Source organism: Ruegeria sp. BHSB064 (genome assembly GCF_059613205.1).
Genome location: NZ_JBXWSB010000010.1, coordinates 26,759 through 49,035, shown reverse-complemented (window position 1 = coordinate 49,035; position 22,277 = coordinate 26,759). Strand labels below are relative to the sequence as shown.

At 55.6% G+C, this 22,277-nt stretch carries 24 protein-coding genes; 9 read left to right on the top strand and 15 right to left on the bottom strand.

The window, feature by feature from the left end:
- The first annotated feature begins 2 nt into the window (after positions 1-2).
- Entirely contained in the window at positions 3-1,139 is a 1,137-nt protein-coding gene (locus tag AC2FNU_RS04220) for an alkane 1-monooxygenase (RefSeq protein ID WP_496785212.1), read from the top strand.
- Positions 1,140-1,218: 79 nt separating this feature from the next.
- On the opposite strand, the gene AC2FNU_RS04215 is transcribed toward AC2FNU_RS04220, so the two are convergent.
- The 4 genes from AC2FNU_RS04215 to AC2FNU_RS04200 form a co-directional block, all read right to left on the bottom strand.
- Entirely contained in the window at positions 1,219-2,601 is a 1,383-nt protein-coding gene (locus AC2FNU_RS04215) for an adenylate/guanylate cyclase domain-containing protein (protein WP_496785207.1), read from the bottom strand.
- A 140-nt stretch (positions 2,602-2,741) separates the two neighbouring features.
- Positions 2,742-3,842, bottom strand: coding sequence for a site-specific DNA-methyltransferase (locus tag AC2FNU_RS04210; protein ID WP_171188606.1), 1,101 nt, complete (start codon positions 3,840-3,842; stop codon positions 2,742-2,744).
- A 107-nt stretch (positions 3,843-3,949) separates the two neighbouring features.
- Positions 3,950-4,567, bottom strand: a complete 618-nt coding sequence (rnhB, locus tag AC2FNU_RS04205; protein ID WP_496785202.1) for a ribonuclease HII — start codon at positions 4,565-4,567, stop codon at positions 3,950-3,952.
- Positions 4,568-4,677: 110 nt separating this feature from the next.
- Positions 4,678-5,136 carry a hypothetical protein gene (locus tag AC2FNU_RS04200; protein WP_496785197.1) on the bottom strand — a complete coding sequence of 153 codons (459 nt, stop codon included), beginning with the start codon at positions 5,134-5,136 and terminating at the stop codon, positions 4,678-4,680.
- Between the two features lie 176 nt (positions 5,137-5,312).
- Between AC2FNU_RS04200 and AC2FNU_RS04195 the strand changes: the two genes are divergently transcribed.
- The 3 genes from AC2FNU_RS04195 to AC2FNU_RS04185 all read left to right on the top strand — a co-directional run bounded on the left by AC2FNU_RS04195 (position 5,313) and on the right by AC2FNU_RS04185 (position 7,954).
- Complete coding sequence (locus AC2FNU_RS04195) at positions 5,313-5,600, top strand: hypothetical protein (RefSeq protein ID WP_496785194.1); 288 nt, start codon at positions 5,313-5,315, stop codon at positions 5,598-5,600.
- Positions 5,572-6,273: a winged helix-turn-helix domain-containing protein gene (locus AC2FNU_RS04190; RefSeq protein ID WP_496785189.1), complete on the top strand. Its 702-nt coding sequence runs from the start codon at positions 5,572-5,574 to the stop codon at positions 6,271-6,273. Before AC2FNU_RS04195 ends, AC2FNU_RS04190 begins: the two co-directional genes overlap by 29 nt.
- A 106-nt stretch (positions 6,274-6,379) precedes the next feature.
- On the top strand, positions 6,380-7,954 hold the full coding sequence (locus AC2FNU_RS04185) for a DUF427 domain-containing protein (RefSeq protein WP_496785183.1): 1,575 nt from the start codon (positions 6,380-6,382) through the stop codon (positions 7,952-7,954).
- Positions 7,955-8,044: 90 nt separating this feature from the next.
- Here AC2FNU_RS04185 and AC2FNU_RS04180 read toward each other — a convergent pair whose 3' ends face one another.
- The 6 genes from AC2FNU_RS04180 to AC2FNU_RS04155 form a co-directional block, all read right to left on the bottom strand.
- The gene (locus AC2FNU_RS04180) at positions 8,045-8,839 is read right to left on the bottom strand and encodes a DUF1217 domain-containing protein (RefSeq protein ID WP_496785179.1); all 795 of its coding nucleotides are present in this window, start codon (positions 8,837-8,839) and stop codon (positions 8,045-8,047) included.
- Positions 8,836-9,237, bottom strand: coding sequence for a flagellar biosynthesis repressor FlbT (flbT, locus tag AC2FNU_RS04175; RefSeq protein WP_496785173.1), 402 nt, complete (start codon positions 9,235-9,237; stop codon positions 8,836-8,838). The genes AC2FNU_RS04180 and flbT overlap by 4 nt, the downstream gene beginning before the upstream one ends.
- Entirely contained in the window at positions 9,234-9,611 is a 378-nt protein-coding gene (flaF, locus tag AC2FNU_RS04170) for a flagellar biosynthesis regulator FlaF (RefSeq protein ID WP_496785169.1), read from the bottom strand. Before flaF ends, flbT begins: the two co-directional genes overlap by 4 nt.
- A 77-nt stretch (positions 9,612-9,688) precedes the next feature.
- A complete protein-coding gene (locus AC2FNU_RS04165) occupies positions 9,689-10,900 on the bottom strand; it encodes a flagellin N-terminal helical domain-containing protein (RefSeq protein WP_496785164.1) in 1,212 nt (403 codons plus the stop codon).
- Positions 10,901-11,109: 209 nt separating this feature from the next.
- Entirely contained in the window at positions 11,110-11,469 is a 360-nt protein-coding gene (locus AC2FNU_RS04160; protein WP_496785159.1) for a flagellar biosynthesis protein FlgN, read from the bottom strand.
- Entirely contained in the window at positions 11,459-11,734 is a 276-nt protein-coding gene (locus tag AC2FNU_RS04155) for a rod-binding protein (protein ID WP_496785262.1), read from the bottom strand. The genes AC2FNU_RS04160 and AC2FNU_RS04155 overlap by 11 nt, the downstream gene beginning before the upstream one ends.
- 111 nt (positions 11,735-11,845) lie before the next feature.
- Here AC2FNU_RS04155 and AC2FNU_RS04150 point away from each other — a divergent pair, with 111 nt between their 5' ends.
- The 3 genes from AC2FNU_RS04150 to AC2FNU_RS04140 are packed head-to-tail and all read left to right on the top strand — an operon-like array spanning position 11,846 to position 14,655.
- The gene (locus AC2FNU_RS04150) at positions 11,846-13,069 is read left to right on the top strand and encodes a flagellar hook-length control protein FliK (RefSeq protein WP_496785154.1); all 1,224 of its coding nucleotides are present in this window, start codon (positions 11,846-11,848) and stop codon (positions 13,067-13,069) included.
- Between the two features lie 3 nt (positions 13,070-13,072).
- Positions 13,073-13,735 (top strand): flagellar hook capping FlgD N-terminal domain-containing protein, encoded by a 663-nt coding sequence (locus AC2FNU_RS04145; RefSeq protein ID WP_496785152.1) that lies wholly within the window; start codon positions 13,073-13,075, stop codon positions 13,733-13,735.
- A 50-nt stretch (positions 13,736-13,785) separates the two neighbouring features.
- Positions 13,786-14,655, top strand: a complete 870-nt coding sequence (locus tag AC2FNU_RS04140; protein WP_496785150.1) for a phosphotransferase family protein — start codon at positions 13,786-13,788, stop codon at positions 14,653-14,655.
- A 9-nt stretch (positions 14,656-14,664) separates the two neighbouring features.
- Here the strand turns inward: AC2FNU_RS04140 and AC2FNU_RS04135 are convergent, their stop codons facing one another.
- The 5 genes from AC2FNU_RS04135 to AC2FNU_RS04115 all read right to left on the bottom strand — a co-directional run bounded on the left by AC2FNU_RS04135 (position 14,665) and on the right by AC2FNU_RS04115 (position 19,957).
- Positions 14,665-15,966, bottom strand: coding sequence for an NAD(P)/FAD-dependent oxidoreductase (locus AC2FNU_RS04135; RefSeq protein WP_496785147.1), 1,302 nt, complete (start codon positions 15,964-15,966; stop codon positions 14,665-14,667).
- On the bottom strand, positions 15,963-16,781 hold the full coding sequence (locus tag AC2FNU_RS04130; protein WP_496785143.1) for an ABC transporter permease: 819 nt from the start codon (positions 16,779-16,781) through the stop codon (positions 15,963-15,965). The genes AC2FNU_RS04135 and AC2FNU_RS04130 overlap by 4 nt, the downstream gene beginning before the upstream one ends.
- Positions 16,778-17,668: an ABC transporter permease subunit gene (locus tag AC2FNU_RS04125; protein WP_496785139.1), complete on the bottom strand. Its 891-nt coding sequence runs from the start codon at positions 17,666-17,668 to the stop codon at positions 16,778-16,780. Before AC2FNU_RS04125 ends, AC2FNU_RS04130 begins: the two co-directional genes overlap by 4 nt.
- A complete protein-coding gene (locus AC2FNU_RS04120; protein WP_496785134.1) occupies positions 17,668-18,795 on the bottom strand; it encodes an ABC transporter ATP-binding protein in 1,128 nt (375 codons plus the stop codon). Before AC2FNU_RS04120 ends, AC2FNU_RS04125 begins: the two co-directional genes overlap by 1 nt.
- A 76-nt stretch (positions 18,796-18,871) precedes the next feature.
- Positions 18,872-19,957 (bottom strand): polyamine ABC transporter substrate-binding protein, encoded by a 1,086-nt coding sequence (locus AC2FNU_RS04115; protein WP_496785132.1) that lies wholly within the window; start codon positions 19,955-19,957, stop codon positions 18,872-18,874.
- 140 nt (positions 19,958-20,097) lie between these two features.
- On the opposite strand from AC2FNU_RS04115, the gene AC2FNU_RS04110 reads away from it, so the two are divergent.
- Complete coding sequence (locus tag AC2FNU_RS04110) at positions 20,098-20,781, top strand: GntR family transcriptional regulator (RefSeq protein ID WP_496785130.1); 684 nt, start codon at positions 20,098-20,100, stop codon at positions 20,779-20,781.
- Between the two features lie 75 nt (positions 20,782-20,856).
- Positions 20,857-22,254, top strand: a complete 1,398-nt coding sequence (locus tag AC2FNU_RS04105) for an aspartate aminotransferase family protein (RefSeq protein WP_496785128.1) — start codon at positions 20,857-20,859, stop codon at positions 22,252-22,254.
- The last annotated feature ends 23 nt before the right edge of the window (positions 22,255-22,277 follow it).

Sequence of the window (22,277 nt, the reverse complement as noted above, 5' to 3'; positions counted from 1 at the left end):
AAATGATCGCAACAGGCACATTGTCCCGCTGGCAATCCGCATCCCCTTTCTGGGTGTCTCTGCTGTTGATCCCGTTGATCTGGTTCACCGCACTTGCCGGAGGGTGGTGGGTCCTGTTGATCCCCCTTTCAACTTGGTGGGCGTTTGCGGTTCTGGACCGGATCACCGGCCTGAACGAGAAGAATGCGGATCCGGAGACCTCCGATGATATGCTTCAATGGTACATCCTGCTGACCAAGCTCTGGGTGCCGCTGCAGTTCCTGACGCTGTTTGGTTTGATCTGGTATGCAACCCACACCAACCATCTGACGATGCCCGCAAAGATTGGCTTGTTCTTCGGTATGGGCGTCCTGTCCGGCACAATCGGAATCAACTACAGCCACGAGCTTATGCATCAGAAAAGCCGGAGCGAGCGATGGCTGGGGGATATCCTTTTGGCCATGGTGCTGTATTCGCATTTCCGGTCCGAACATCTGCTGGTCCATCACCGTTACGTGGGTACACCGCGCGATCCGGTGACAGCCCGTTACAACGAAGGGTTCCACCGTTTTTACCCCCGCGTTCTGTGGCAATGCCTTGCCTCAGCCTTCAACGCTGAACGCAATAAACTGGCGCGCAAAGACCGGCCATGGACGGATCGTTCCAACCCGTTTTGGCGATACTGGGCCCTGCAAGGTACGATGCTGGCGCTGGCAGCGCTGATCGGAGGGTGGTCAGGTCTGGCCCTGTTTCTGCTGCAAGCCGGTGTTGCGATCTGGCAGCTTGAGCTGGTCAACTATGTCGAACACTATGGCCTGACCCGAAAATATCTGGGCGACGGTCGGTATGAACATGTCTTGCCGCGTCATTCCTGGAATGCGGCGCATAAAGCGTCAAACTGGTTGCTGATCAATCTCCAGCGCCATTCCGACCACCATTACAAACCCAACCGCCGGTTTCCGCTGTTGCAACATCACACCCCGGACTCAGCCCCACAACTGCCGTACGGTTATCCGGTGATGACCGTTGCAGCGATGATCCCTCCGATGTGGCGGCGGGTGATGAACCCGCGTGTTCGGGAATGGCGACGTCACTACTATCCCGACATCACCGACTGGCACCCCTATAACAAGGCTTTGAACCCGATGCCCAAAGCGTGACCGCAGCGCGCGTTTGCGCGCTGCCTGGCCCAACTGTCAGCACGGCATCTTCGATGCTGTTCTGATGGGCGGGAGGGTTTCAGTTCTTCATCACCCAGATATTCATCGGAGCCTCTACCCCGCGGACAGATTGTTCGCGATGTGCAGTAAAACCTTCCATCGCATCAGACGCCGAGGCGTTTTCTGCCACAACGCGTTCGCGCACAGCGTCACTGACAACGATACGCGCCTGAAAATCTCGCGTCAGTGCTTCCAATTTGGCGGCCACATTAACCGCATCACCGATCACAGCAAATTCCAGCCGGTTGGCACCAATATCCCCCAAAACGACCGAGCCATAATGCACCCCGATCCCAACTTGGATTTCAGGTTCTCCGGCGCGCCGACGATCCAGATTCCACCGGTCGATCACCTTCACCATCGCGCGCGCACACCCCAGCGCGTTGCTTGCATCCAAAGCCGTTGGCACCGGCGTCCCAAAAGTCGCCATCAAGCCGTCGCCCAGATACTTGTCCAACGTTCCATGGTGTCGGAACACTTCGGTCTCCATGCGGGCATGGAAGCCCCGCAGCACCTCAATCACTTCATACGGATCACGCCCGGCGGCGTATTTAGTGAAGCCCACGATGTCGATGAACAGGACCGCAACGTCCTCTTTACGAACCTGTTTCAGCGGTTCGTCATTCTGGCTGAGCTCGTCCACAACGTTGGGCGAGAAATATCGCGACAGGTTGGCCCGTTCCCGTTCCAAACCGGCGTTGCTCATCAGCAGCTGGTTCAGTCGCCGCATCGAGATACCCAATGTCACTGCAACCATGACAAAAACGATAACCTGCTGGATACGCTGAGGGGCCATAAAGCTGTTGGGGTCCAACAGCTCGGCAACATCCGGATAGCCCTGCAATGCCGCTGCAACCTTCTCACTGATCCCCGGAATGGGTGTCGCCACCCACCAGGCAATGATCCACCCCGCCGTCCACATCATTGCCGTCCAGGATCCGATGGCAATCACCGTGCGCCAGGAATAGGCTAGAGTCCCAGCTGCAAGAATGATGAAGAAATACTGGAAGTTGTCGAACCGGTATTGCATCGCCAGTGGCCGGACATCGTCGCTGAACGGGTTGGGCACGACCATTCCAAGCGTCATGATCAGCAAATCGACAAATATCAAAAACAGTTCAGCTCGCGATTGCCCCACCCGACCTGCGCGGCGGATCAGCCAACCGTTAGCGCAGATCAGCAGCAAGATGAAGTGATACCAAAGCACCTCCCACTGCGGGTTCAGGAAAATCAGAAGAACCCCGGTCAGCGCCATCGCCACCCAACGGGCGCGCACAGCCAGTTCCAATCCTTCGCGCTTGTGCCGTTCTAACGCTGCCTCGGTGTATTTGTTGTCCAAATCGAATGTATCAGGCTGCGTGAAAAACAGGCTGCGGCGGGGCTGCGCGGTCGTCTCGGTCATGGCCGTGATCTTTCTTGCAGTGTCAGGGTCATTGTCATGCAACCACTGTTGATACCAAAACAAAAGACCCCGCCGTAGGATCGGCGGGGCAAGGCTTAGTGCCTTGTGTCAGGCCACAGGCACCGGCGGTGTTCTTGAAATCAGTTCATCTCGGCCCGGATCTGCTGACGCAGAACATCGATCGGAACCGTTTTTCCGTCACGCTTGAAGCACCAGTATGTCCAGCCGTTGCAGGAAGGGGCGTTTTCCAGATGGGCGCCAACCTGATGGATCGAGCCTTTGACGTTTTGTCCAACCAGCGTGCCATCGGCGCGCACTTTGGCCTTGTGGCGCTGGTTCATGGAATACAGCTCTTCGCCCGGGCGCAACATCCCACGTTCGACCAGTTGGCCGAAAGGCACGCGCGGCTCGGCACGTTTGCTGGCACTGACTTCCAGCGCCTCGCGGTCGAACTTGCGCACTTTGGCGATGCGTTTTTCGGCAACCTTGCGATAGCTTTCCTCGCGCTCGATCCCGATGAATTCACGGCCCAGCATCTTGGCAACCGCACCGGTTGTGCCTGTGCCAAAGAACGGGTCCAAAATCACATCGCCCGGATTGGTTGAACCGATCAAAACACGGTGCAGCAGCGACTCCGGCTTTTGCGTTGGATGCGCTTTGTCGCCGTTTTCGTCCTTCAGGCGCTCATGCCCAGTGCAGATCGGCAGCACCCAGTCGCTGCGCATTTGGACGCCTTCGTTCAGCGCTTTCAACGCTTCATAGTTGAACGTGTATTTCGCACCTTCGCGCTTGCTGGCCCAGATCATCGTCTCATGCGCGTTGGTAAAACGCTTGCCCCGGAAATTCGGCATCGGATTCGACTTGCGCCATACAACGTCGTTCAAAATCCAGTACCCCGCGTCCTGCAGGGCCGAGCCCACGCGGAAGATGTTGTGATAAGACCCGATAACCCAGATCGCACCATTGGGCTTTAGCAGACGATGCGCTGCCTTCAGCCATTCGCGCGTAAACTGGTCATAGGCACCGAAGCTGGAAAACTGATCCCAGTGATCATCAACCGCATCGACCTGAGAATTGTCGGGGCGGTGCAACTGGCCTTTCAACTGCAGATTATAGGGCGGATCCGCGAAAATCAGGTCAACCGACGCCTCGGGCAGACTGTTCATCACTTCGATGCAGTCCCCGGATAGAATCGTGTTTAAAGGGAGCGCTTTTGCGCCCTTTTTGGTGGTCGTTGTCATATCACTGCCTCAAGTATCCACGGCGCTTTTGCGCTCATTTGGTTGAGACAAGGATGAGTCAAAGACGATTCGCCGTCAATTTCTTTTTTGAATCAGCAGCTTACGATTTACTCTTGATACAAGATATTGTGCACCGGTTTGAACGAACGTCTATGGTGTGGGGTCACGCCAAGATTTTGCAGCGCTTCTTTGTGTTGTTTTGACGGATAACCAGCGTTGGTTTCCCATCCATAACCCGGATGCTGTTGCGCCAAATCCACCATCACCTGATCGCGCCAGTTTTTCGCAAGGATCGAAGCGGCCGCAATCGACACCGAACGGGCATCGCCCTTTACAACAGCCTGCGACGGGATCTTCATTCCACGCGGAATCATATTGCCGTCGATCAGTAGGAAATCAGGGGCTGGTGTCAGCGCCTCAACCGCACGCACCATCGCCAGATGCGAGGCCCGAAGGATGTTGATCTCGTCAATCTCTGCCACTGTGGCCTCAGCCACAGCAAATTCGGCGCTGGCGCGAATCTCTGCGTCCAACGCAGCCCGGCGTTTTGCAGTCACTTTCTTGGAGTCATTCAACCCTTCGGGAATTTCCTTTGGGTTAAGAATCACGGCGGCGGCGACAACCGGTCCGGCCAAAGGGCCGCGCCCGACCTCATCCACTCCGGCGATACGGATATGGCCTCGCTCTAGCAGCGCCTGCTCAAGTTCGAAATCCGGCTGTGTCATGCCACCGGAAAACCGCGTTTGGCGCATCACTGCAAGCAAAAAAGAGAGGGCAGCCCAAACTGCCCTCTCCGACGCGGCACTTCTTTGGCACCGCTCCTGCTCAATCGATGTTACTGGTAAACGACGCGGTATCCTTTCTGGCGCAGGCATGCGGGTTCGTACGCCCGCTTGACCTTTTTGCCATTCCAGAAACCAACCTTGCACTCTTGTGGCAGGCTTTTGGCATGCTTGTAGTGTTTTTCGAGGCAATTGGGACCAAGCAACAAATGGTCCCGTGAATAGCCGTCATATGTACGCAAACAGCGCTGGGGCAGATCATACCGCGCCACGCGTGGCGGCAACGGGCGAACCGGCTGCGGCGCGTAAGGCGTATGTGTGTAGGTTTGATTGCGTGCTGCCCGACCCTTTTGCTTTTCCTTGTTATAGTAATGAACTCCGGCCCCGATGATCGCGATGGCCGCCAGTCCACCCAAAATGTCCTTTGCATCCGCCGCCCGCGCCTGTGAGGCCGAGACACCGGTAATGGCAACGGCGGTCGCAATGATCAAAGCGATGAATTTCTTATGCATGAGGCGTGTCCTTCTGATTGTTTGGGCGACCATATGACAGACCGCGTCCTGATTGCCCTGACACTGGGGGCAGCCGGTCCTGCCAAGCAATAACGGCCAGCTGTTATTGGATATCAGATCCCGCAAACCCCTTAGGTTATTGAATATCGCGGTAACTCATGCGCAGGATGCGGCCTATGAAACAGATCCTCTCTTCTCTGACCATTGTGACCCTGATATCGCTTGGATCTGCTGCGTCTGCGGCGGATTGCTATGCAGATTACAAGGCGAAAAAGGACAACCCGCTGCGTTTGCATTACGGGGTTATTCAAGTCTCGAACTGCGATAAGGGCCAGGCCAAAGCAGAAATCGCCCAGCGCCTGAGCGCGTCGGGCTGGACCCTGCTTGAGGTTCAGTCCGTTTTTGGACCGGAAGGGTTGGATCAGAGGAAGGGCAATGCCGGACAATTCTATCTCCGTTTCTGATACGCGACGTTCGGGAGTCCGGCTGGTTGTGCTTGGCATCGCGGGCATTGTCGTCATTCTGATCACGGCCGCCATTTTCCTGTTCTGGACCCTGCCGGATGCCAATGCGTTCAATGCGCGGGTCGAGCGGTTGTTTGTCGAGGCTGACCTGACCTCGCAAACAGAAATCCGGTTGCTGGAAATTCTGGCCCAATCGGGGACAGCCTTTGCCGACACCTTGTCCAGTTACCGGATGGTCATCTATGTGCTCTTGGTTTTTGCCAGCGCGATGATGGTTTCGGCTTTGGTTTTTCTGGTGATGCTGGTTCTGATGAATCGACGCATGGCACAGATTGAACGCACAGGCATTCAGGTGACATCCTTGTTGATCAGTCGCGAGGAAAACACCGTTTACCTCAACAATATGGATTTCAAACTGACCCCTGCGGCGATGGAAACGCTCTCGGTACTCGCAGAATCCCGGCTGGATGACGAGGTTCTGTCCGGTGCACAGATTGAGGCCATGATTTCCGGCCGCGATGCTGCCGATTGCGACGAAGCCGCTGGCGCGACACGGATCAAACGGCTGCGCGATGCGCTTGGGAATCAAATGGTCAGCGAACTTCTGGTCAAGAATATCGCCAAGAAAGGCTATATGCTGTCCATAGAAAAAGACGTCATTCAGATGGTCTGATCACTTGGACGCCAACGCTTGCATCCGGTAAAATCCCGTTTCAGCCTCTTGGAAAGTGGGATGGGAACGCCCATTCTGTATATACCAAAGGCAAGGGAGGTCGCTTATGAACGTCCACGCCGCACCAAAGATGACCGGTTACGGAATCTCTGTCGAACCCCTAAGCGGCAGGATTGCCATTTACCGCGACGATGTCCTTTTGGCCGAAAGCACAAATGCCAAGGTTATGTATGAAACACGCCTGCCGCCCACGGTTTATGTGCCGCGTGCGGACGTTTGCGTAGATCTGAGCGCAGAAACCGAACTGCAAACCTTCTGCCCGTTCAAGGGCACCGCCACCTATCACGACATCAGCCTGCCAGGTGAAACGCTGGCCAATTCCGTCTGGGCCTACGAAGACACTTTGCCAGAAAGCAAAGCGATACAAGGCTGCATCGGGTTTACGCCCAGCGCCTATACACGGATAGATTTGGGCGACAACCACCTGCGCGAAGCTGATGATGGCAACATCAGCGGACCTCTTATTGATTGGCTGATGCGCGGTGCATCGACAGCAACGACACCAGAGAGCTTTACTGAAGCTTTGGCTGAAAAAATGCTGGAGCACGGTATCGCGATCCAGCGTTTGAGTATCCTGGCCTGGTCCCTACACCCCTTGATCGTGGGCAAGCATTATATCTGGGAAAAAGGCGAAGAAGAGATTCTGACCCGGGCGCCAACGTACGAAATCCATGATCATCCGGCTTTCATCAACAGCCCACTGCGCCATGTTTCGAACGGGCTTGGCGGCGTGCGGCAACGGCTGAACGATGAGAACCCGCATAACAGCTTCCCGATCATGGAGGATTTACGGGCCAAAGGCGCGACCGATTATGTGGCCATGCCGCTGCCATTTTCCGATGGACGGACAAATGTTCTGACGCTGACCTGTGATCATCCGGATGGGTTCACTACGGAAAACCTGGGCCTTGTGTTCGAGTGTTCTTCGGTGATCGCTCGGTTCTACGAAGTTTTCATGCAACGTGAAAACGCGCAGGTTTTGCTGGAAACATATGTCGGCAAACGCACAGGCGCCCGCGTTTTAGGTGGAGAGATCCGGCGCGGCGATGGGGATGAGATCGACGCAGCAATCATGTTCTGCGATCTTCGCAACTCGACAAGCCTGGAAGAGAAACTGGGCCGAGCCGCTTACATCAATGTGTTGAATTCGTTCTTTGAAACGGTTTCGGGCATCGTTCACGACAACGGAGGAGAAGTTCTGAAATTCATCGGCGATGCGGTTCTGGCCGTCTTTCCGGTTTCGGAAGAGAACGCCACAACCGCTCGGGTGAACGCACAACGTTCGGCAATCCAAATCGTGGAAACGTTGGGTGAACTGCGAAAAGACGGCGCTGATGCACATTGCGACTGTTCAATCGGCGTGGCTTACGGGCGCGTAACTTATGGCAACGTGGGATCGCGCGAGCGCCTTGATTTCACGGTTATCGGTCAAGCCGCGAATATAGCCGCGCGTTTGGGGGAATTTGGCAAAACAAAAGGGCATCGGATTGTTGTGTCCGAAGACATTGAACCTGCGTGCTCCAACGCTTTGCCGCTGGGTGCAGTAGAGTTGCACAACGTGTCTCAACCAGTCGTGTCTTACGCCTTGCGTACTGCAGCGGATGCTATCCTGGACGGCTAAGGCCGGGAATTCCGCTAAGAAGCGAGCCATCTGGTTTCAGATGATCCAGCCAATAGAAGATGCAATCCGGTATCAGGCGGAACGTTCTGTTCAAACAGCGCCTAGAAGGATCAACGCAGTCTGTGCCGGTGAAATCGTATTCTGAAGCTGTGCAATCTGGCTGCGGGCCAGATAGGTGTCGGTCAGTTCCGCGATGGCGTTCTGATCCGAGAACTGCGCCAGATCTTCCGATCCGGTCAGCTGAAACAACCTTTCTTTGAATTCAACCAATTGCGCATCGATATCCAACTGAGCGAAGGACGGAGGCAAACCAAGCGCCGTCTCCATCATGCTGCGCAAGGGGGGCAGGCCCATCAGATCGAACCACTTGGTGTCCGCGCTTGACGGGCTGCTGGCCAAATCTGCAAGTTCTCGCTGTGCGTAGAGCGAGATACGCATCGTTTCATCCGAAGCGCCTACGGCGATTTCGAACCGAGCGGACAAATTGGTTTGAGCAATCTCTTCCATGTTTTCTTTAAGCCCCGTTTTCCTTACAGCCCCCGGGCCGAACCCGAAAGCGTCAGAAAACTCGCGATACCGCTTGTCTGCAAGACGATTTGACAACGCGTCGTCAGCCTGCGTGCCATCCTCAAGGATCTTTCGGATAAAAAACCTGTTATCCAAATCACCTTCCAGTCCGAACGCACCCAGTGCCACCTGCAACAACCTGCGATCCGACACCAGCTCTTCTGCTGATTGAACTTTACCAATATTTTCCAGGAAATATTTCGTCTCTCGATCATTCGCCGCTGACGAGGAAAAGCTTTGAAACTGACCTTCGTAAGTGCGTTGAAGAAATCGCCAGCCAACGATTCCTCCGGAAGGGACAACAGGCTGAAAGGTCATTGCTGATAAGCCATCAGGCGCTCTTCCCTCGGCAGAAGCGAACGGAGAGATTTGAGACATTTATAGTAATGCTCAGCCACCAGCGCGTCGGTAGCTTCTGACAGAACGCGGCGGCTGTCTGCATCCGTGAAAACCTGACTCAACTCTTCCACGCGGCGAAGCAGTTGCTGCCGGGCGTGTTCTGGTTCCATGTCACCGGACAAAACCAGTTGTGCGGCATAACAAACACGTCGCACCGGCGTGTTGGCTTCGTCAGGATGGATCGCGTCCCTTAACCGCAGGACATTGGCCTGCGGCGTCATGATTGAAAACCTGCTGCGGCGATCCCCGTTTTCGATGACCACGCCATTGATCAGCACCCGTTCTTTCGGGGCAAGTTTCAGGACCAGCCCGCTCATCCGGTTGCCCTCATCTGACGCAAGCCGCGCAGTACGGCCGTATTGATTTCCAATAGTGGTTCGACTGTTGCCCCATTTCCCAAAACACGGCTGCTGTGTTGTTCGGTAAACTCGGCAAGGTAGAAAATCCGCGCTCGCAAATCGTTCGGCAATGCATTTGCGGAATCTGCCACACCTGTTGCCAGCACCCCCCAAAGCCGTCGATTCTCATGAACGGCCTGCACAAACGCCGAGAAATCTGTCGCTTTGCGAGCGGTCGCCGCCTTGAGGCGCCGCGTGATCCTGGAAATTGCTTCATATTCGGTGTCGCGAGGCGTCCGTGTTGGCGCGGCGGTTTGCGTATAGGTGCGATGGGCGAGCGTTTGCGGTGTCACTTGAAATCCTTCCAAAGGGCCGCCGTCAGGCGATCAGGGCCGGGGCGTGAAAATCACGCCTCGGCCTGCTTTCTTTATTAGCCGAACAGCGACAGGATCGACTGCGGTGCCTGGTTGGCAATCGACAGCGATTGGGTTGCCAGCTGTTGCTGTACCTGAAGCGCCTGCAGACGTGCCGAGGTCTCTTCCATATCCGCATCAACAAGCGAGCCGATACCAGACTTGAACGAGTCAGACAGGTTCGAGATGAACTCTTTCTGGGTTTCGATTCGGCCTTGCGCCGAGCCAAAAGCAGCCGATGCGTCGATCGACGTGTCGATCAGTGACTCAACAGCCGACAATGCAGCGGTCGCGCCCGCACCCGTCGACACGTCAATACCAGCCAGAGCGCCAAGGCCACCAGCACCCGCATTCACGAACTGGGCAGAGAACGAAAGGTCAGAACCAGTGCCGTTGGTCACCGACAAGGTTCCAGCCGTACCAGAATCATAGTCGACCGTCAGGCCGGTAATCCCAAGCTCTTCAATCTTCGACTTCAGCCCGACTGCAACAAGGTCACCTGTGGTTGTCGCCGCGGCGTCCTCTGCGGAAACCGTGTAGGAAACAACCTGATCATTAATGGCGACGACAACCTTGTCACCGGCGGCGAAGGTGCCGCTGGATTCGTCCGTCACCAGCGCTGTCGCAGCGGTCGCACCATTGTCAATGGTTGCGCCTACGCGATCATTGCCGGTCGACGCACCGGTCGATCCATCAAAAACCTGTTTTGTGACGTAGCCGCCGGTGGACAGGTTCTGCCCGGATACCGAGATGGAAGAGGCCGTAACTGCTCCGGTACTGTCGCGATCCAAAGACGCCAGGATCGAGGCTGAGCCTGCTGATCCATCCACCAGGTTCAGGCCGTTGAACTGGGCGGCGCTGACAACCGATGCGATTTGGTCTTTCAGCGCTGTCACGTCATCGTTGATTTTACCCCGGTCAACGTTGTCTTCCTGCGCTGCCACAATCTTGCTTTTCATCTGCGTCAACAGATCTGTGACGGTTTCCGACGCGTTTCGGGCAACGGCAACCGTCGATTCCCCCAGCGCCAGGCTGTCTTTGATGGCGTTGAAACCTTTGACATCCGATTCCATCACTTTCGAAATTGCCCAAACTGCCGAGTTGTCCTTGGCCGTCGCGACGTCTTTGCCGGTCGAAATCGCGTTCTGGGTCATCGCCAGGTTCTTGTTCACAGACTTCAGCGTTTGCAGCGCAACCATCGCGCCATTGTTTGTCAGAATGCTGGACATAGCTTTCATCCTTTTCCGTTTGGGCCGTTTTGCCCATGTTCACCCCACAAGACCTGCGGGCTTTGGTGTCTTTCTGACCTGTGCGACGCGCCACTTGGCCGTTCGCGCCACCTGCCATTTCCAGGTGCAGCACCACTTTTGAACCAGACCCCCTAACGGAATGCTAAAACCTCAAAACCCATAATTTCGGATTTGAATCAAAACTCTGCCTAAGCCCTTTTTTCCAACTTAACTGTACTGCGCACCGCAAACTCGCTGCGTTGACCATCGGCACCGTAAGTGCTGAACTCTTGTCGAACACGACGCAGCTCGGCCATGCGGCTGGCAACCGCGCGGATGCCGTCGGCGGCACTGTTCAACAACGCCTGATTACGCTCGACTTTGGTCTGGATTCGAATCAGCGCATCGCTGTCCCGCACTTGAAGATCGTTGATCGCCCCGATCAGTTTCTCTTTGTCCGGCACCATATGGGCCAGACGATCAAGATCCCCTTGCACAAGGGCCGCGCGTTCGAGATCCAGAACCTCTTCCAGTGATTTGATCAGCGTCTTGTTGGCTTCAGATGTCATCGGCTTTCTCCATTAGTGACTTGAGCAGCATTTCAGACAAACCCACGCCCCCGGCCCGGGCCAGTTGTTGTGCCTGATGCTGAACAAGAAGCGATCCGAATTGGTCTTCGCCGGCCCCGCCACCGAAACTCTGTCTTGTCTGTCCCAGCCCTGCGGATTTGAGCATTTCACTTAAAAAAGCCGCCTCCAGCTCTATGGCTGCGTTTTTAAGGCGGGTTTGCGTTAAAGGTGTTGGACCCGCTGAGAAGCTGTTGGAAACCTGCATAGTTTTCTCCGAAATTTGCTTCGAACTTTCTTGATCAAAGGCCAAAGCAGTTAAAATAAACGTAACTTCCTGCGGGCAGAGTGCGGAGCAATCACACGGAGCCGGAGCAAAATGCCCAACCCAGTTATGCTGCCCACGACGACCTCAACAGCCGCTGCCAAAGCCACCTCAACGCGCAATGAGGCGGGCCAGAACGGTGAAGTAACAAGCTTTGAAGACATCCTTGGGCAAGAAACGGGCGGCGATGAGCCGCCTGAACCCGAGTTGCTGGTTGCTGCTCCTGAGATTCAAGACTCGGGAACTGAAACAGAGACAGCATATCAGACAGAACCCCAGGCTGCTCCGCTTGCAGAACCGCACCTTGTTGCGAACCTGACAGGCAACTCAACAAGACTTGCCGACAGGAAGTTCATTCCTGAGGGAGATCAGTTTCCAAGCACTCACCTACAGGCAGGGATTCAGCGCAATTCTGGCAGTGAGCTGCCTGAGCTACCAGAAATTTCCATGTCTTCGGGCCAGTATCACCGCGTCGATCCTGTTTCACCCGTAGCGGCGCGACCTGATACAGGATTGGTTCACACTGCTGTGGCCCAACAGCCGATACCCGTGAAAAGAGCCGAGAACGGCCGACCTATCGAGCAAATGACCAAGGCAAACGGCAAATTAAGAGTGCCGGACATCGGTCCTAACTTTCAAAACACTGACACTGTACAACCGCCCGAAGCCACACCTTCAACGGTCAAACCAGCAATACCAGATCGCGCGCCACCCGTTGCACAGCTTCAACTGATGGCAACGCTTGCCGAGAAAGAACAGAACGCCCTTGTAAAGGAAGCTGAGCCAGCGGTTTTCGCCAAGGACGAACCGCTCCAATTTGCTCCGCGAGAAACAACACCGCAACTTTCTGCGCCGTCAGCATCAGCCCGCGCCGAGCTTGCACGTGCAATCGCCGGGCAGTTGGCGGCGACCATTCAGACGCGCTCGGGGACCGGGATAACTGAAATCGCTTTGAACCCCGAAGAATTAGGGCGTGTTTCCATTGTTCTGAATGGGCGCGATGACGGGCTGCACATGACCATTGCTTTGGAACGCCCAGAAACCCTGGAGCTGATGCGACGTCACATTTCCGTACTTTCGGAAGAGTTTCAGAAACTGGGATACGGTGAGTTGAGTCTTGATCTGGGAACAGCCTCGGATGCGGACGGGCGCAGGGCTGGCCCCGATGAGACCGAGGCAGGACCCGTCTTTGAACCACTAAATGGCGATTCGGATGTTCAAACCGACTCTCTTCCACAAATTCTGGTCCCAAGCCGGGGCATTGATATGAGGTTTTGACACATGATCACCCCAGTCACCACGACGCAGGCAGCAAGCTCTCAGCCGTCTGCAAACGACACGCAGACTTCCGCGATTGCATCGGATTTCGAAACCTTTTTGCTGATGCTCACAGCGCAAGCCCAGAATCAGGATCCGCTAGAGCCGATGGACTCGACTCAATACGCGTCACAACTGGCCCAGTTCTCGATGGTCGAGCAGCAAGTTCAGACCAATGATCATCTTTCGTCTTTGGCAAGCACGCTGGGCAGTGTAAACCTCAATGAACTTGCAAGCTGGGTCGGTATGGATGTCCGATCAACTTCCGCCTTTCACTTTGACGGTCAACCCAAGACCCTGTTTGCCCAGGCCGACCCGCAAGCCGACACAGCCAAGCTGGTGATACGTGACGACAATGGGACCGAGCTCGACAAAGTAACTGTACCCCCTGCTCAATCCGAATTTGTGTGGGCCGGCGTTACCTCGTCGGGAAATCCAATGAGCACTGGCAACTACACAGCAGCGCTGGAGAGCTACAGGAACGGAGAGCTGCTGACCGAAACACCAGTCGCAGCCTACAACCGCGTCATAGAGGCTCAGGTTGGCGGTGATACAGTGCTTCTAACCCTCAGCGGAGGGCAAGTGATATCAGCAAACGACGTAAACGCCGTTCGAACTGGCGCTTGATCTGAAGTGCAGGAGCGTCCAAAGCTTGGCAAATCGACTCGCCAAAAGAAGTGACACGACCCCTGCCTGAAACGCCTGCCCCTCCTCGCGATCTGGTTGACCGCCTCTGCGTTCAGGGGTTGGTCAGCGCGCGCGCGCGATTTGAAACACTCTATGGCGGGCGCACTAATCAAGTATGGAAGGTCCTGGAAGACAGCGGCGACAAGGTGCTGAAGCTGTACAACACGGCCCTGCGCAACCCCTTGTTTCGCAATGACCCAGAGTTAGAGGCCCAATGTCTCAAAACCCTCGGGCCAGAAGGGTTCGTGCCAAGGCTGCGCGACTCGGGACGGTACAAAGACGCGCACTGGGTCTTCTATGACCACGCACCCGGAACACCCTGGCGGGAAGGAGCCGACAAGGTAGGTTCGCTACTGCGCAGGTTACACGACCTTACGCTTTCCATTGCAGCCCCACCCGGATGCAACGGCAGTGAAGATCTAAGGGCGCATGGGGTTCGTATTCTGCAGGGCTGCTCTTCTGAGGCGCGGCACAAATTGTTGGAACAGCAACCCGTGGAAACGGTGGCACCCGCGAAAAAGACCTGCCTGATTCATGGCGACCCTGTAGCTGGGAACATCCTGGTTGCAGGAACAAGCCTGACACTGATCGACTGGCAATGCCCTGCCCTTGGTGATCCAACCGAGGATTTGGCGCTGTTTCTTTCTCCGGCCATGCAACGCCTGTACCGAGGAGCCGCTTTGGCAAAGTTCGAAGAAGAGCAGTTTCTGAACGCCTACGGCGATCCGGAAATTGCGGACCGTTACCGGCGCTTAAAACCTTGGTATGCGTGGCGCATGGCCACCTATTGCCTGTGGCGCGCGGAAAACGGCGCGCCCGATTATGCTGAAGGTCTCAAGCTGGAAGCAGCAGTTCTGTGATTTTCGGTTTTATCTAAGATCCGCAAGGGCCATCAGGGCATAGGCCGGCGGCATGAGCGCGCGACGCCAGCGCCCCAGTGGGACTTTTCCGGGCGGTTGGCGCATTGCGGCAGGCAAACCGGTACTCAGCCCCATAGCCAACCTTGCCAGAGCCCGTCCGCTGTAAGTTCCCATGGCAACGCCATTTCCGTGAAAAGCAAAGCCCGCAAACATACCCGGCTGCCCCGGTACAGGTCCAACATAGGGCGTCAACGAACGCGACATACACACCAACCCGGACCACATATGCGTGGCCTCGACCTTCGCCCAGGCAGGAAACATCTTTTTGAAATCCTGCTGAATCTTTGCCCGGATCGATGCCTCTGAACGGGCAGAAGACCGCAACCCTCCCCTCATACCAAACAGAAAGCGCCCGTCCGGCATCAAGCGGAAATAATGCAGAAGGTTACGCGTATCATAGCACATCTGGGCCGAGGTCCAGCCCTGTTCCCGTTGCTCAGCCTGGCTGAGCGGTCGCGTGACCATAACGGTCGATTGTGCAGGCAGGTAACGCCCTGACATCCAATCCGGGATATCTTCGCTGGAGTATCCGTTGGTACAGACCAGAACAACCTGTGCATTGACCTGCCCCCCAGGGGTTCGCAAACCAAATCCCGTTTTAGTTTTCTCGATGTCCATAACTGAGCTGTTCTGAAACAGAAGTGCACCTTTGGCTCTGGCTGCGCTGGCAATCCCGAACAGATACTTTCGGGGGTTTAACCCAAATCCAACAGGCATCGTGTACCCGCCGTAAAATGCCCCCTCCATTCCCAACGCGGGCAAGTCTTTGGCTTCGTGCAGTATGCCGGTCTTGCCTGACTTTTGGCGCAACACATCCATCGCGTGTTTTGAATGCGCAAGTTGGGTTTCACCGTTCGAATGCGTGTCAGCATCAATTTGATACCGCGCCAGAAGATCGGCAACCAACTGCACGGCATCTGCTTCGGCTGTTTCATAGGCCTGCGCCCCGTCTCGGCCATGCCGACGCTCCATAACGGTATGGTTCAGCTTTGAGCCACCCAAACAGCAAAAGCCGCCATTGCGTCCGGACGCACCCCATCCCGGAGGGCCAGCTTCGAGAACTGCAACCGACGTGGTTTCAGCCAAATGCAAGGCGGCAGAAATCCCTGTAAAGCCACCGCCGATCACGGCGACATCGACTTGCAGGTCCTCCTGAACCTGCGGCCAATCGGGGCTGGAAACCGTTTCATCCCACCAACACCCGTCGCGTGGTGCACTACTGTATGCGTAGTTCGGAAAAATCCGCTTCATTCGGTGCGCGCAGCGGCCAATTCATCCTGCCGCTGACGAACCATTGCCCGTTTGGTTACAAGCGAGGCCGTGATGACACCAACCGTCACCACAGCAATCATGATCGTGGACAGCGCGTTGATTTCCGGGCTTACTCCAAGGCGTACGGCCGAAAAAATCTTGATCGGCAAAGTCGTTGCCGACGGCCCTGATGTGAAGGACGCAATCACCAGATCATCCAGCGACAAGGTGAAGGCCAGCAACCAGCCCGAAATCACTGCTGGCGCGATGATCGGCAGGGTGACAAGGCGGAATGCTTGCGCGGGTGAGCATCCGAGATCCAGCGCTGCTTCTTCCAGTGATCGGTCAAAGGTGATGAGACGCGAGGAAACAACCACTGACACGAAACACATTGAAAAGGTGGTGTGGGCCAGAACGATGGTCAGAATCCCTCGATCCAGACCGATGCCGATAAACAGCAACAGCAACGAAAGGCCGGTGATCACTTCGGGCATCACCAGCGGTGCATAAATCATGCCAGAGAACAACGTACGACCAAAAAACCGCCCGCTGCGGACCAGTACATAGGCAGCAGCCGTTCCCAAAATGGTTGCGAGTGTCGACGAGAAAACCGCCACCCGGATTGTGACCCAGGCAGCATCCAGAAAGGCTTCGTTCTGAAGAAGCTCTCCGTACCACTTGGTTGAAAACCCGGCCCAGACCGTAACCAGTTTGCTTTCGTTGAAGCTGAAAACGATCAGGATGATCATCGGGATGTACAGGAACGCAAATCCCAGCGTCAGCGAAACAGTATTGAACCAGCTTAACCTGTTCATCCGTCACTCTCCGCCTGTTTCTGCTGGTTGCGCTGGAACAGCACGATGGGAACCACCAAGATCAGTAGCAAGATAATCGCCACTGCACTGGCCACCGGCCAATCACGGTTCGAGAAGAACTCTTCCCACAACACCTTGCCAATCATCAGTGTGCCCGAACCGCCCAGAAGCGAGGGGATCACGAACTCACCGATCACCGGGATCATCACAAGGAAGCAACCTGCAATGATGCCGGGTTTGGACAATGGAATAGTCACCAGCCAGAAGGCTTGCAAACGCGAACAGCCCAGATCTTCGGCCGCCTCTATCAGCGATCCATCCAAACGCTCCAACGCCGAATAGATCGGCAAAATCATGAACGGCAGATAGGTGTATACGATGCCAATATAGACGGCGGTCGAGGTATTCAGGATTGTCAGTGGCGTAGAAATGATGCCCGTCCACAACAGGATCTGATTCAGATACCCTTCGTTCGAAAGGATACCCATCCACGCGTAAACCCGGATCAGGAATGAAGTCCAGAACGGCAGGATCACCAGCATCATCAGCGTTGGCCGCCATTCCTGGGGCGCGCGTGCCATGCCATAGGCGATGGGATAGCCGACCAGCAAGGTAAAGAAGGTCGAGATCAGAGCAATCTTGACGCTGGAGAGGTAGGCTTTCCAATACAGATCGTCCTCAGTCAGCCAGACATAGTTCTCAAAATCCAGCTGGCTGAAAAACTCTTTGATCCCCGCCCATCCCGAGGAAAGGTCCAAAGTCGGGGTGTAGGGTGGGATTGCGAGTGCAGTGTCCGACAGCGAAATCTTCAGAACGATGAAGAATGGCACCAAAAATAGTGCCAGCAGCCAGACATAAGGGATGGCGATCAGAACGGCGCGGCGCATCAGTTCGCCAGCAAAACCGCAGCCGTCGCTGTCCAGGACAGCCAGACCGGGTCTTCCCAAGTGAACGAACGGCGCGAGATGCGGCGGGTGTTGGCCGTCTGTGCCTTGATGATTGTGCCGTTTGCCAATTCTACATGATAGGTGGACAGATTACCCAGATAGGCAATGTCATGAACCTTGCCCTGAACAGCGTTGACCGCGTCGGCCGGCCGTTCGGCTGAGATGGTCACCTTTTCGGGGCGGATCGCCAGATGACAGGACTGACCGTTTGAGAAGCCCGTTGATGACGACGCCGTTATAGGAGCCTGACCTTCGGCCCAATCAATCTGATAAGTATCCTCACCCGATGGGGCTGCACGGCCTTCGATAATGTTCACATCCCCAATGAAATCAGCAACATAAACCGAGGCCGGGTTCTCGTAAATCCGGTCGGGCGTGGCAACCTGCATCAATTGTCCCTGATCCATCACCGCCACTCGGCTGGCGACTGTCATGGCCTCTTCCTGATCGTGGGTGACGATCACAAATGTGGTGCCGGTTTTCTCTTGAATATCCATCAATTCGAACTGCGTATCTTGGCGCAGTTTCTTGTCGAGCGCGCCCAGCGGTTCATCCAACAGCAAAAGTTTTGGGGCCTTCGCCAGCGAGCGCGCCAAAGCCACACGCTGTCGTTGCCCACCTGAAATCTGATGCGGCTTACGGCGGGCAAACTGCTCCAATCGGGTCAGGCGCAGCATTTCTTCAACCCGCTCTTCAAGGTCGTGTTTCGGCATATTGTCGCGACGCAGACCAAACGCGATGTTTTCCCAGACGCTGAGATGGGGGAAAAGAGCGTATGACTGGAACATCATATTCACAGCGCGCTTGTTGGGTGGAATAGGGTCGATATCCTGCCCCCCCAGCATGATATGACCTTCAGTCGGGGTCTCGAACCCAGCAAGCATCCGCATCATCGTTGTCTTGCCGCATCCCGACGGACCAAGCAGGGCAAAGAACTCACGCTCGAATATGTCCAGAGACAGATTGTCGATCGCCGTGAACTCGCCGAAGCGCTTGGTCACGTTCTGAAACTGGATCAAGGGTTTCGCCTGTGGGTCATCCCACGGCGCAAAGACGTCAGAATTCAAGGCAGCCCCCGCATAATCAGTTTGGACATTTTGTGCGCGGGGCCGTCATTCGACCGCCCCGCGCCGAGAAACCGGATCAGGTACCAGACTTGATCTTGGTCCAAAGGCGGGTCACGACGCGCTGCGTTTTCGCCGGGTAAGGCGTCGTGATGTACAGATTTTGCATTGTCGTATCATCCGGATAGATTGCCGGATCTCCAATCACGTCTTCCTCAAGGAATTCCTGCGAGGCTTTGTTGCCGTTGGCGTAGTAGACGTAATTGGACGCGGCGGCCATGTTGTTGGCATCCAGAATGAAATTCAGGAACTTATGCGCGCCTTCCGGATTCGGTGCATCCGCCGGGATCGCCATTTGGTCAAACCACATCAGCGACCCTTCCGCGAACGGATGATATTCGATGTTCACACCGTTATCAGCTTCGGCTGCGCGATCACGCGCCTGCAGGATGTCACCTGACCAACCCACGGCAACGCAAATGTCGCCATTCGCCAGCGCGTTAATGTATTCCGAACTGTGGAATTTTTGGATGTGCGGACGAACGCTTGTCAGAACGTCTTCGACCTTTTTGATTACATCCGGATCGTGGCTGTCCGGGTCTTCACCGATATACTGCAAAGTCATCGGAATCATTTCGGCCGGTGCATCCAGAAAATGGACGCCGCATGACGCCAGTTTTTCCATGTTCTCTGGCTTCAGAACCAGGTCCATGCTGTTCAGGGCCACATCATCGCCCAAGGCTTCTTTGACCTTGTCGACATTTACGCCAATGCCCGTGGTGCCCCACATATAGTTAATCGAATAGGCGTTGTTTGGGTCGTACCCTGCGGTTCGCTCTTGAATAACGTCCCAAAGGTTGCCCGCATTCGACAGTTTGGCCGCATCCAGTTCCTGAAACGCCCCCGCCTGAATCTGACGTTGAAGGAATGTGCCAGATGGCACAACAACGTCATACCCGGACCCACCGGCCAGCATCTTTGTTTCCAACACTTCGTTGCTGTCGAACACATCGTAGATGAGGGTCAGACCGGTTTCTTCCTCGAATTTGCTCAGAAGCTCTTCGTCGATGTAGTCGGACCAGTTGTAGACACGCACCTCTTCAGCGAAGGCCGCCGAAGTCCCCAATGCGATGACCGCTGTCATGGTCAGCGTTTTGATTGTCATATTCTTCTCCCTGCAAGTGTACGGCTATTTTCCCGTTTTTTTGGATTTGATCAAGTTTTGCGTTTTCCCCCGATCCAGCGTATGGTTTCACGAGGTCTGTCACCTGACAAGTCAGGGTTAGTCGAAATGGGATGAACCAATTGGATTTGATCAAAAATAAGGCATCTGCAACTCCAACCGACGGCGGAAAAAAACCCGCACATGAGCAGGTTTATCAAACGCTCAGATCTCAGATCCTGTTTGGGGAACTGGTCCCGGGGCAGCCTGTCACAATCCAAGGTTTGACTGATTCGCTAGGTGTTGGAATGACCCCGGTGCGCGAGGCGATCCGACGGTTGATCTCGGATGGGGCACTGGTATTTCAGGGCAACCGCCGCGTCAGCGTTCCGCTTTTGACCACCGCTGATATCGAGCAAATGATTTTTGCCAGAATTTCAATAGAATCAGAGCTTTCCAGACGCGCAACTGGCAATTTGCAGGCGGAAGACATTGATCATCTGGAACGCATCGACAAGCATTTGGATCGCATGATCGCAGATGGCGATGTGGGCGGGTATCTGCGTCTGAACCAGACTTTTCATGAAACGCTCTACTCCCATGCCAATGCCGCGATCCTCAGTGATCTTGCCGAACGTCTATGGTTGCGCTTTGGCCCGTCTTTGCGGGTTGTTTGCGGTCGCTTTGGTACGCAGAGCCTTCCTGACCGGCACAAAGATATCATAACAGCCCTGCGCAACGGCGACGCTGAAATGGCGGCCAAAGCAACGGCTCAGGACATTGAGCAAGGAATGGAGCTGATCTCAGAGTCCCTCAATTCCGCCTAATTCCCTCCGATTCGATTGACAGTGTAAAATTTGATCATATTGTGATCGCCAATCGCTTTTGTGGGAGAATCTCTGATGTCCACCATCACCAACCATATGCCGACCGCCGAGTTGCAGGCGCTGGATGCGGCGCATCACCTCCATCCGTTTTCCGCCAATGGCGCGCTGGGTCAGGAAGGTGCGCGTGTGATTACCCGTGCCAAAGGGGTTTACCTGACCGATAGCGAGGGTGAAGAGATTTTGGACGCCATGGCAGGTTTGTGGTGCGTCAATATCGGGTACGGTCGCGATGAGCTGGCAGAAGTGGCCGCGCGCCAGATGCGTGAACTGCCCTATTACAACACGTTTTTCAAAACGACCCACGTGCCGGCCATTGCACTGGCCGCAAAGATTGCCGAGTTGGCACCGGGCGATCTGAACCACGTCTTCTTTGCTGCGGGCGGGTCCGAGGCCAACGACACCAATATCCGTCTGGTGCGCACCTATTGGGCCGAAAAGGGCCAGCCGGACAAGAACATCATCATCAGCCGTCACAATGCTTATCACGGGTCTTCCGTAGGGTCTGCGTCGCTGGGCGGCATGGCAGGGATGCATGCACAAGGTGGCATCCCGATCCCGAATATTCACCACATCAACCAGCCCAATTGGTGGGCCGAAGGTGGTGATATGTCGCCCGAAGACTTCGGGCTGGCCCGTGCCCGCGAGCTGGAAGAGGCCATTCTGGAACTGGGCGAAGACCGCGTGGCCGCCTTTATCGCCGAACCCGTGCAAGGCGCAGGGGGCGTGATCGTCGCGCCGGATACGTATTGGCCAGAAATTCAGCGCATCTGTGACAAGTACGACATTCTTTTGATCGCGGACGAAGTAATCTGCGGATTTGGCCGTACCGGCAATTGGTTCGGCTCGCAAACAGTCGGGATCAAGCCGCATATCATGACCATCGCCAAGGGGCTCAGCTCGGGCTACGCGCCGATCGGCGGGTCTATCGTGAATGACGAGATCGCCCAAGTGATCGGCGGCACCGAGTTCAACCACGGCTACACCTATTCCGGCCACCCTGTTGCCGCTGCCGTAGCGCTGGAAAACCTGCGCATCCTCGAAGAGGAAAAAATCGTCGAGCATGTCCGCGACGTAGCAGCGCCTTATCTGAAAGAGAAATGGGAGGCTCTGGCTGATCACCCTCTGGTCGGAGAGGCCAAGATCGTCGGCATGATGGCGTCGATTGCATTGACGCCGGACAAGGCCAGCCGCGCCAAATTCGCCTCGGACCCCGGCACGGTCGGCTATATCTGCCGCGACCGCTGCTTTGCCAACAACCTGATCATGCGCCATGTCGGCGACCGGATGATCATCTCTCCTCCGCTGATCCTGACCCCTGCGGATATCGACGAGATGTTCGTGCGGATTTACAAATCGCTGGATGAAGCACAGGCCGAGATCATCGCACAGGGGCTGATGAAAGCGGCGTCTTGAAATCAGTGACTCACTCAAACAAG

Excerpts from the sequence above, each read along its gene's own strand:
- AC2FNU_RS04215 (WP_496785207.1), bottom strand. The coding sequence starts at position 2,601 with ATGACCGAGACGACCGCGCAGCCCCGCCGCAGCCTGTTTTTCACGCAG.
- AC2FNU_RS04145 (WP_496785152.1), top strand. The coding sequence starts at position 13,073 with ATGATCACCCCAGTCACCACGACGCAGGCAGCAAGCTCTCAGCCGTCT.
- AC2FNU_RS04155 (WP_496785262.1), bottom strand. The coding sequence starts at position 11,734 with ATGCAGGTTTCCAACAGCTTCTCAGCGGGTCCAACACCTTTAACGCAA.
- AC2FNU_RS04160 (WP_496785159.1), bottom strand. The coding sequence starts at position 11,469 with ATGACATCTGAAGCCAACAAGACGCTGATCAAATCACTGGAAGAGGTT.
- flbT (WP_496785173.1), bottom strand. The coding sequence starts at position 9,237 with ATGAGCGGGCTGGTCCTGAAACTTGCCCCGAAAGAACGGGTGCTGATC.
- rnhB (WP_496785202.1), bottom strand. The coding sequence starts at position 4,567 with ATGACACAGCCGGATTTCGAACTTGAGCAGGCGCTGCTAGAGCGAGGC.
- AC2FNU_RS04105 (WP_496785128.1), top strand. The coding sequence starts at position 20,857 with ATGTCCACCATCACCAACCATATGCCGACCGCCGAGTTGCAGGCGCTG.
- AC2FNU_RS04115 (WP_496785132.1), bottom strand. The coding sequence starts at position 19,957 with ATGACAATCAAAACGCTGACCATGACAGCGGTCATCGCATTGGGGACT.
- AC2FNU_RS04190 (WP_496785189.1), top strand. The coding sequence starts at position 5,572 with ATGCCGGACAATTCTATCTCCGTTTCTGATACGCGACGTTCGGGAGTC.
- AC2FNU_RS04150 (WP_496785154.1), top strand. The coding sequence starts at position 11,846 with ATGCCCAACCCAGTTATGCTGCCCACGACGACCTCAACAGCCGCTGCC.
- AC2FNU_RS04200 (WP_496785197.1), bottom strand. The coding sequence starts at position 5,136 with ATGCATAAGAAATTCATCGCTTTGATCATTGCGACCGCCGTTGCCATT.
- AC2FNU_RS04125 (WP_496785139.1), bottom strand. The coding sequence starts at position 17,668 with ATGCGCCGCGCCGTTCTGATCGCCATCCCTTATGTCTGGCTGCTGGCA.
- AC2FNU_RS04135 (WP_496785147.1), bottom strand. The coding sequence starts at position 15,966 with ATGAAGCGGATTTTTCCGAACTACGCATACAGTAGTGCACCACGCGAC.
- AC2FNU_RS04185 (WP_496785183.1), top strand. The coding sequence starts at position 6,380 with ATGAACGTCCACGCCGCACCAAAGATGACCGGTTACGGAATCTCTGTC.
- AC2FNU_RS04165 (WP_496785164.1), bottom strand. The coding sequence starts at position 10,900 with ATGTCCAGCATTCTGACAAACAATGGCGCGATGGTTGCGCTGCAAACG.
- AC2FNU_RS04130 (WP_496785143.1), bottom strand. The coding sequence starts at position 16,781 with ATGAACAGGTTAAGCTGGTTCAATACTGTTTCGCTGACGCTGGGATTT.
- AC2FNU_RS04195 (WP_496785194.1), top strand. The coding sequence starts at position 5,313 with ATGAAACAGATCCTCTCTTCTCTGACCATTGTGACCCTGATATCGCTT.
- AC2FNU_RS04210 (WP_171188606.1), bottom strand. The coding sequence starts at position 3,842 with ATGACAACGACCACCAAAAAGGGCGCAAAAGCGCTCCCTTTAAACACG.
- AC2FNU_RS04180 (WP_496785179.1), bottom strand. The coding sequence starts at position 8,839 with ATGACCTTTCAGCCTGTTGTCCCTTCCGGAGGAATCGTTGGCTGGCGA.
- AC2FNU_RS04220 (WP_496785212.1), top strand. The coding sequence starts at position 3 with ATGATCGCAACAGGCACATTGTCCCGCTGGCAATCCGCATCCCCTTTC.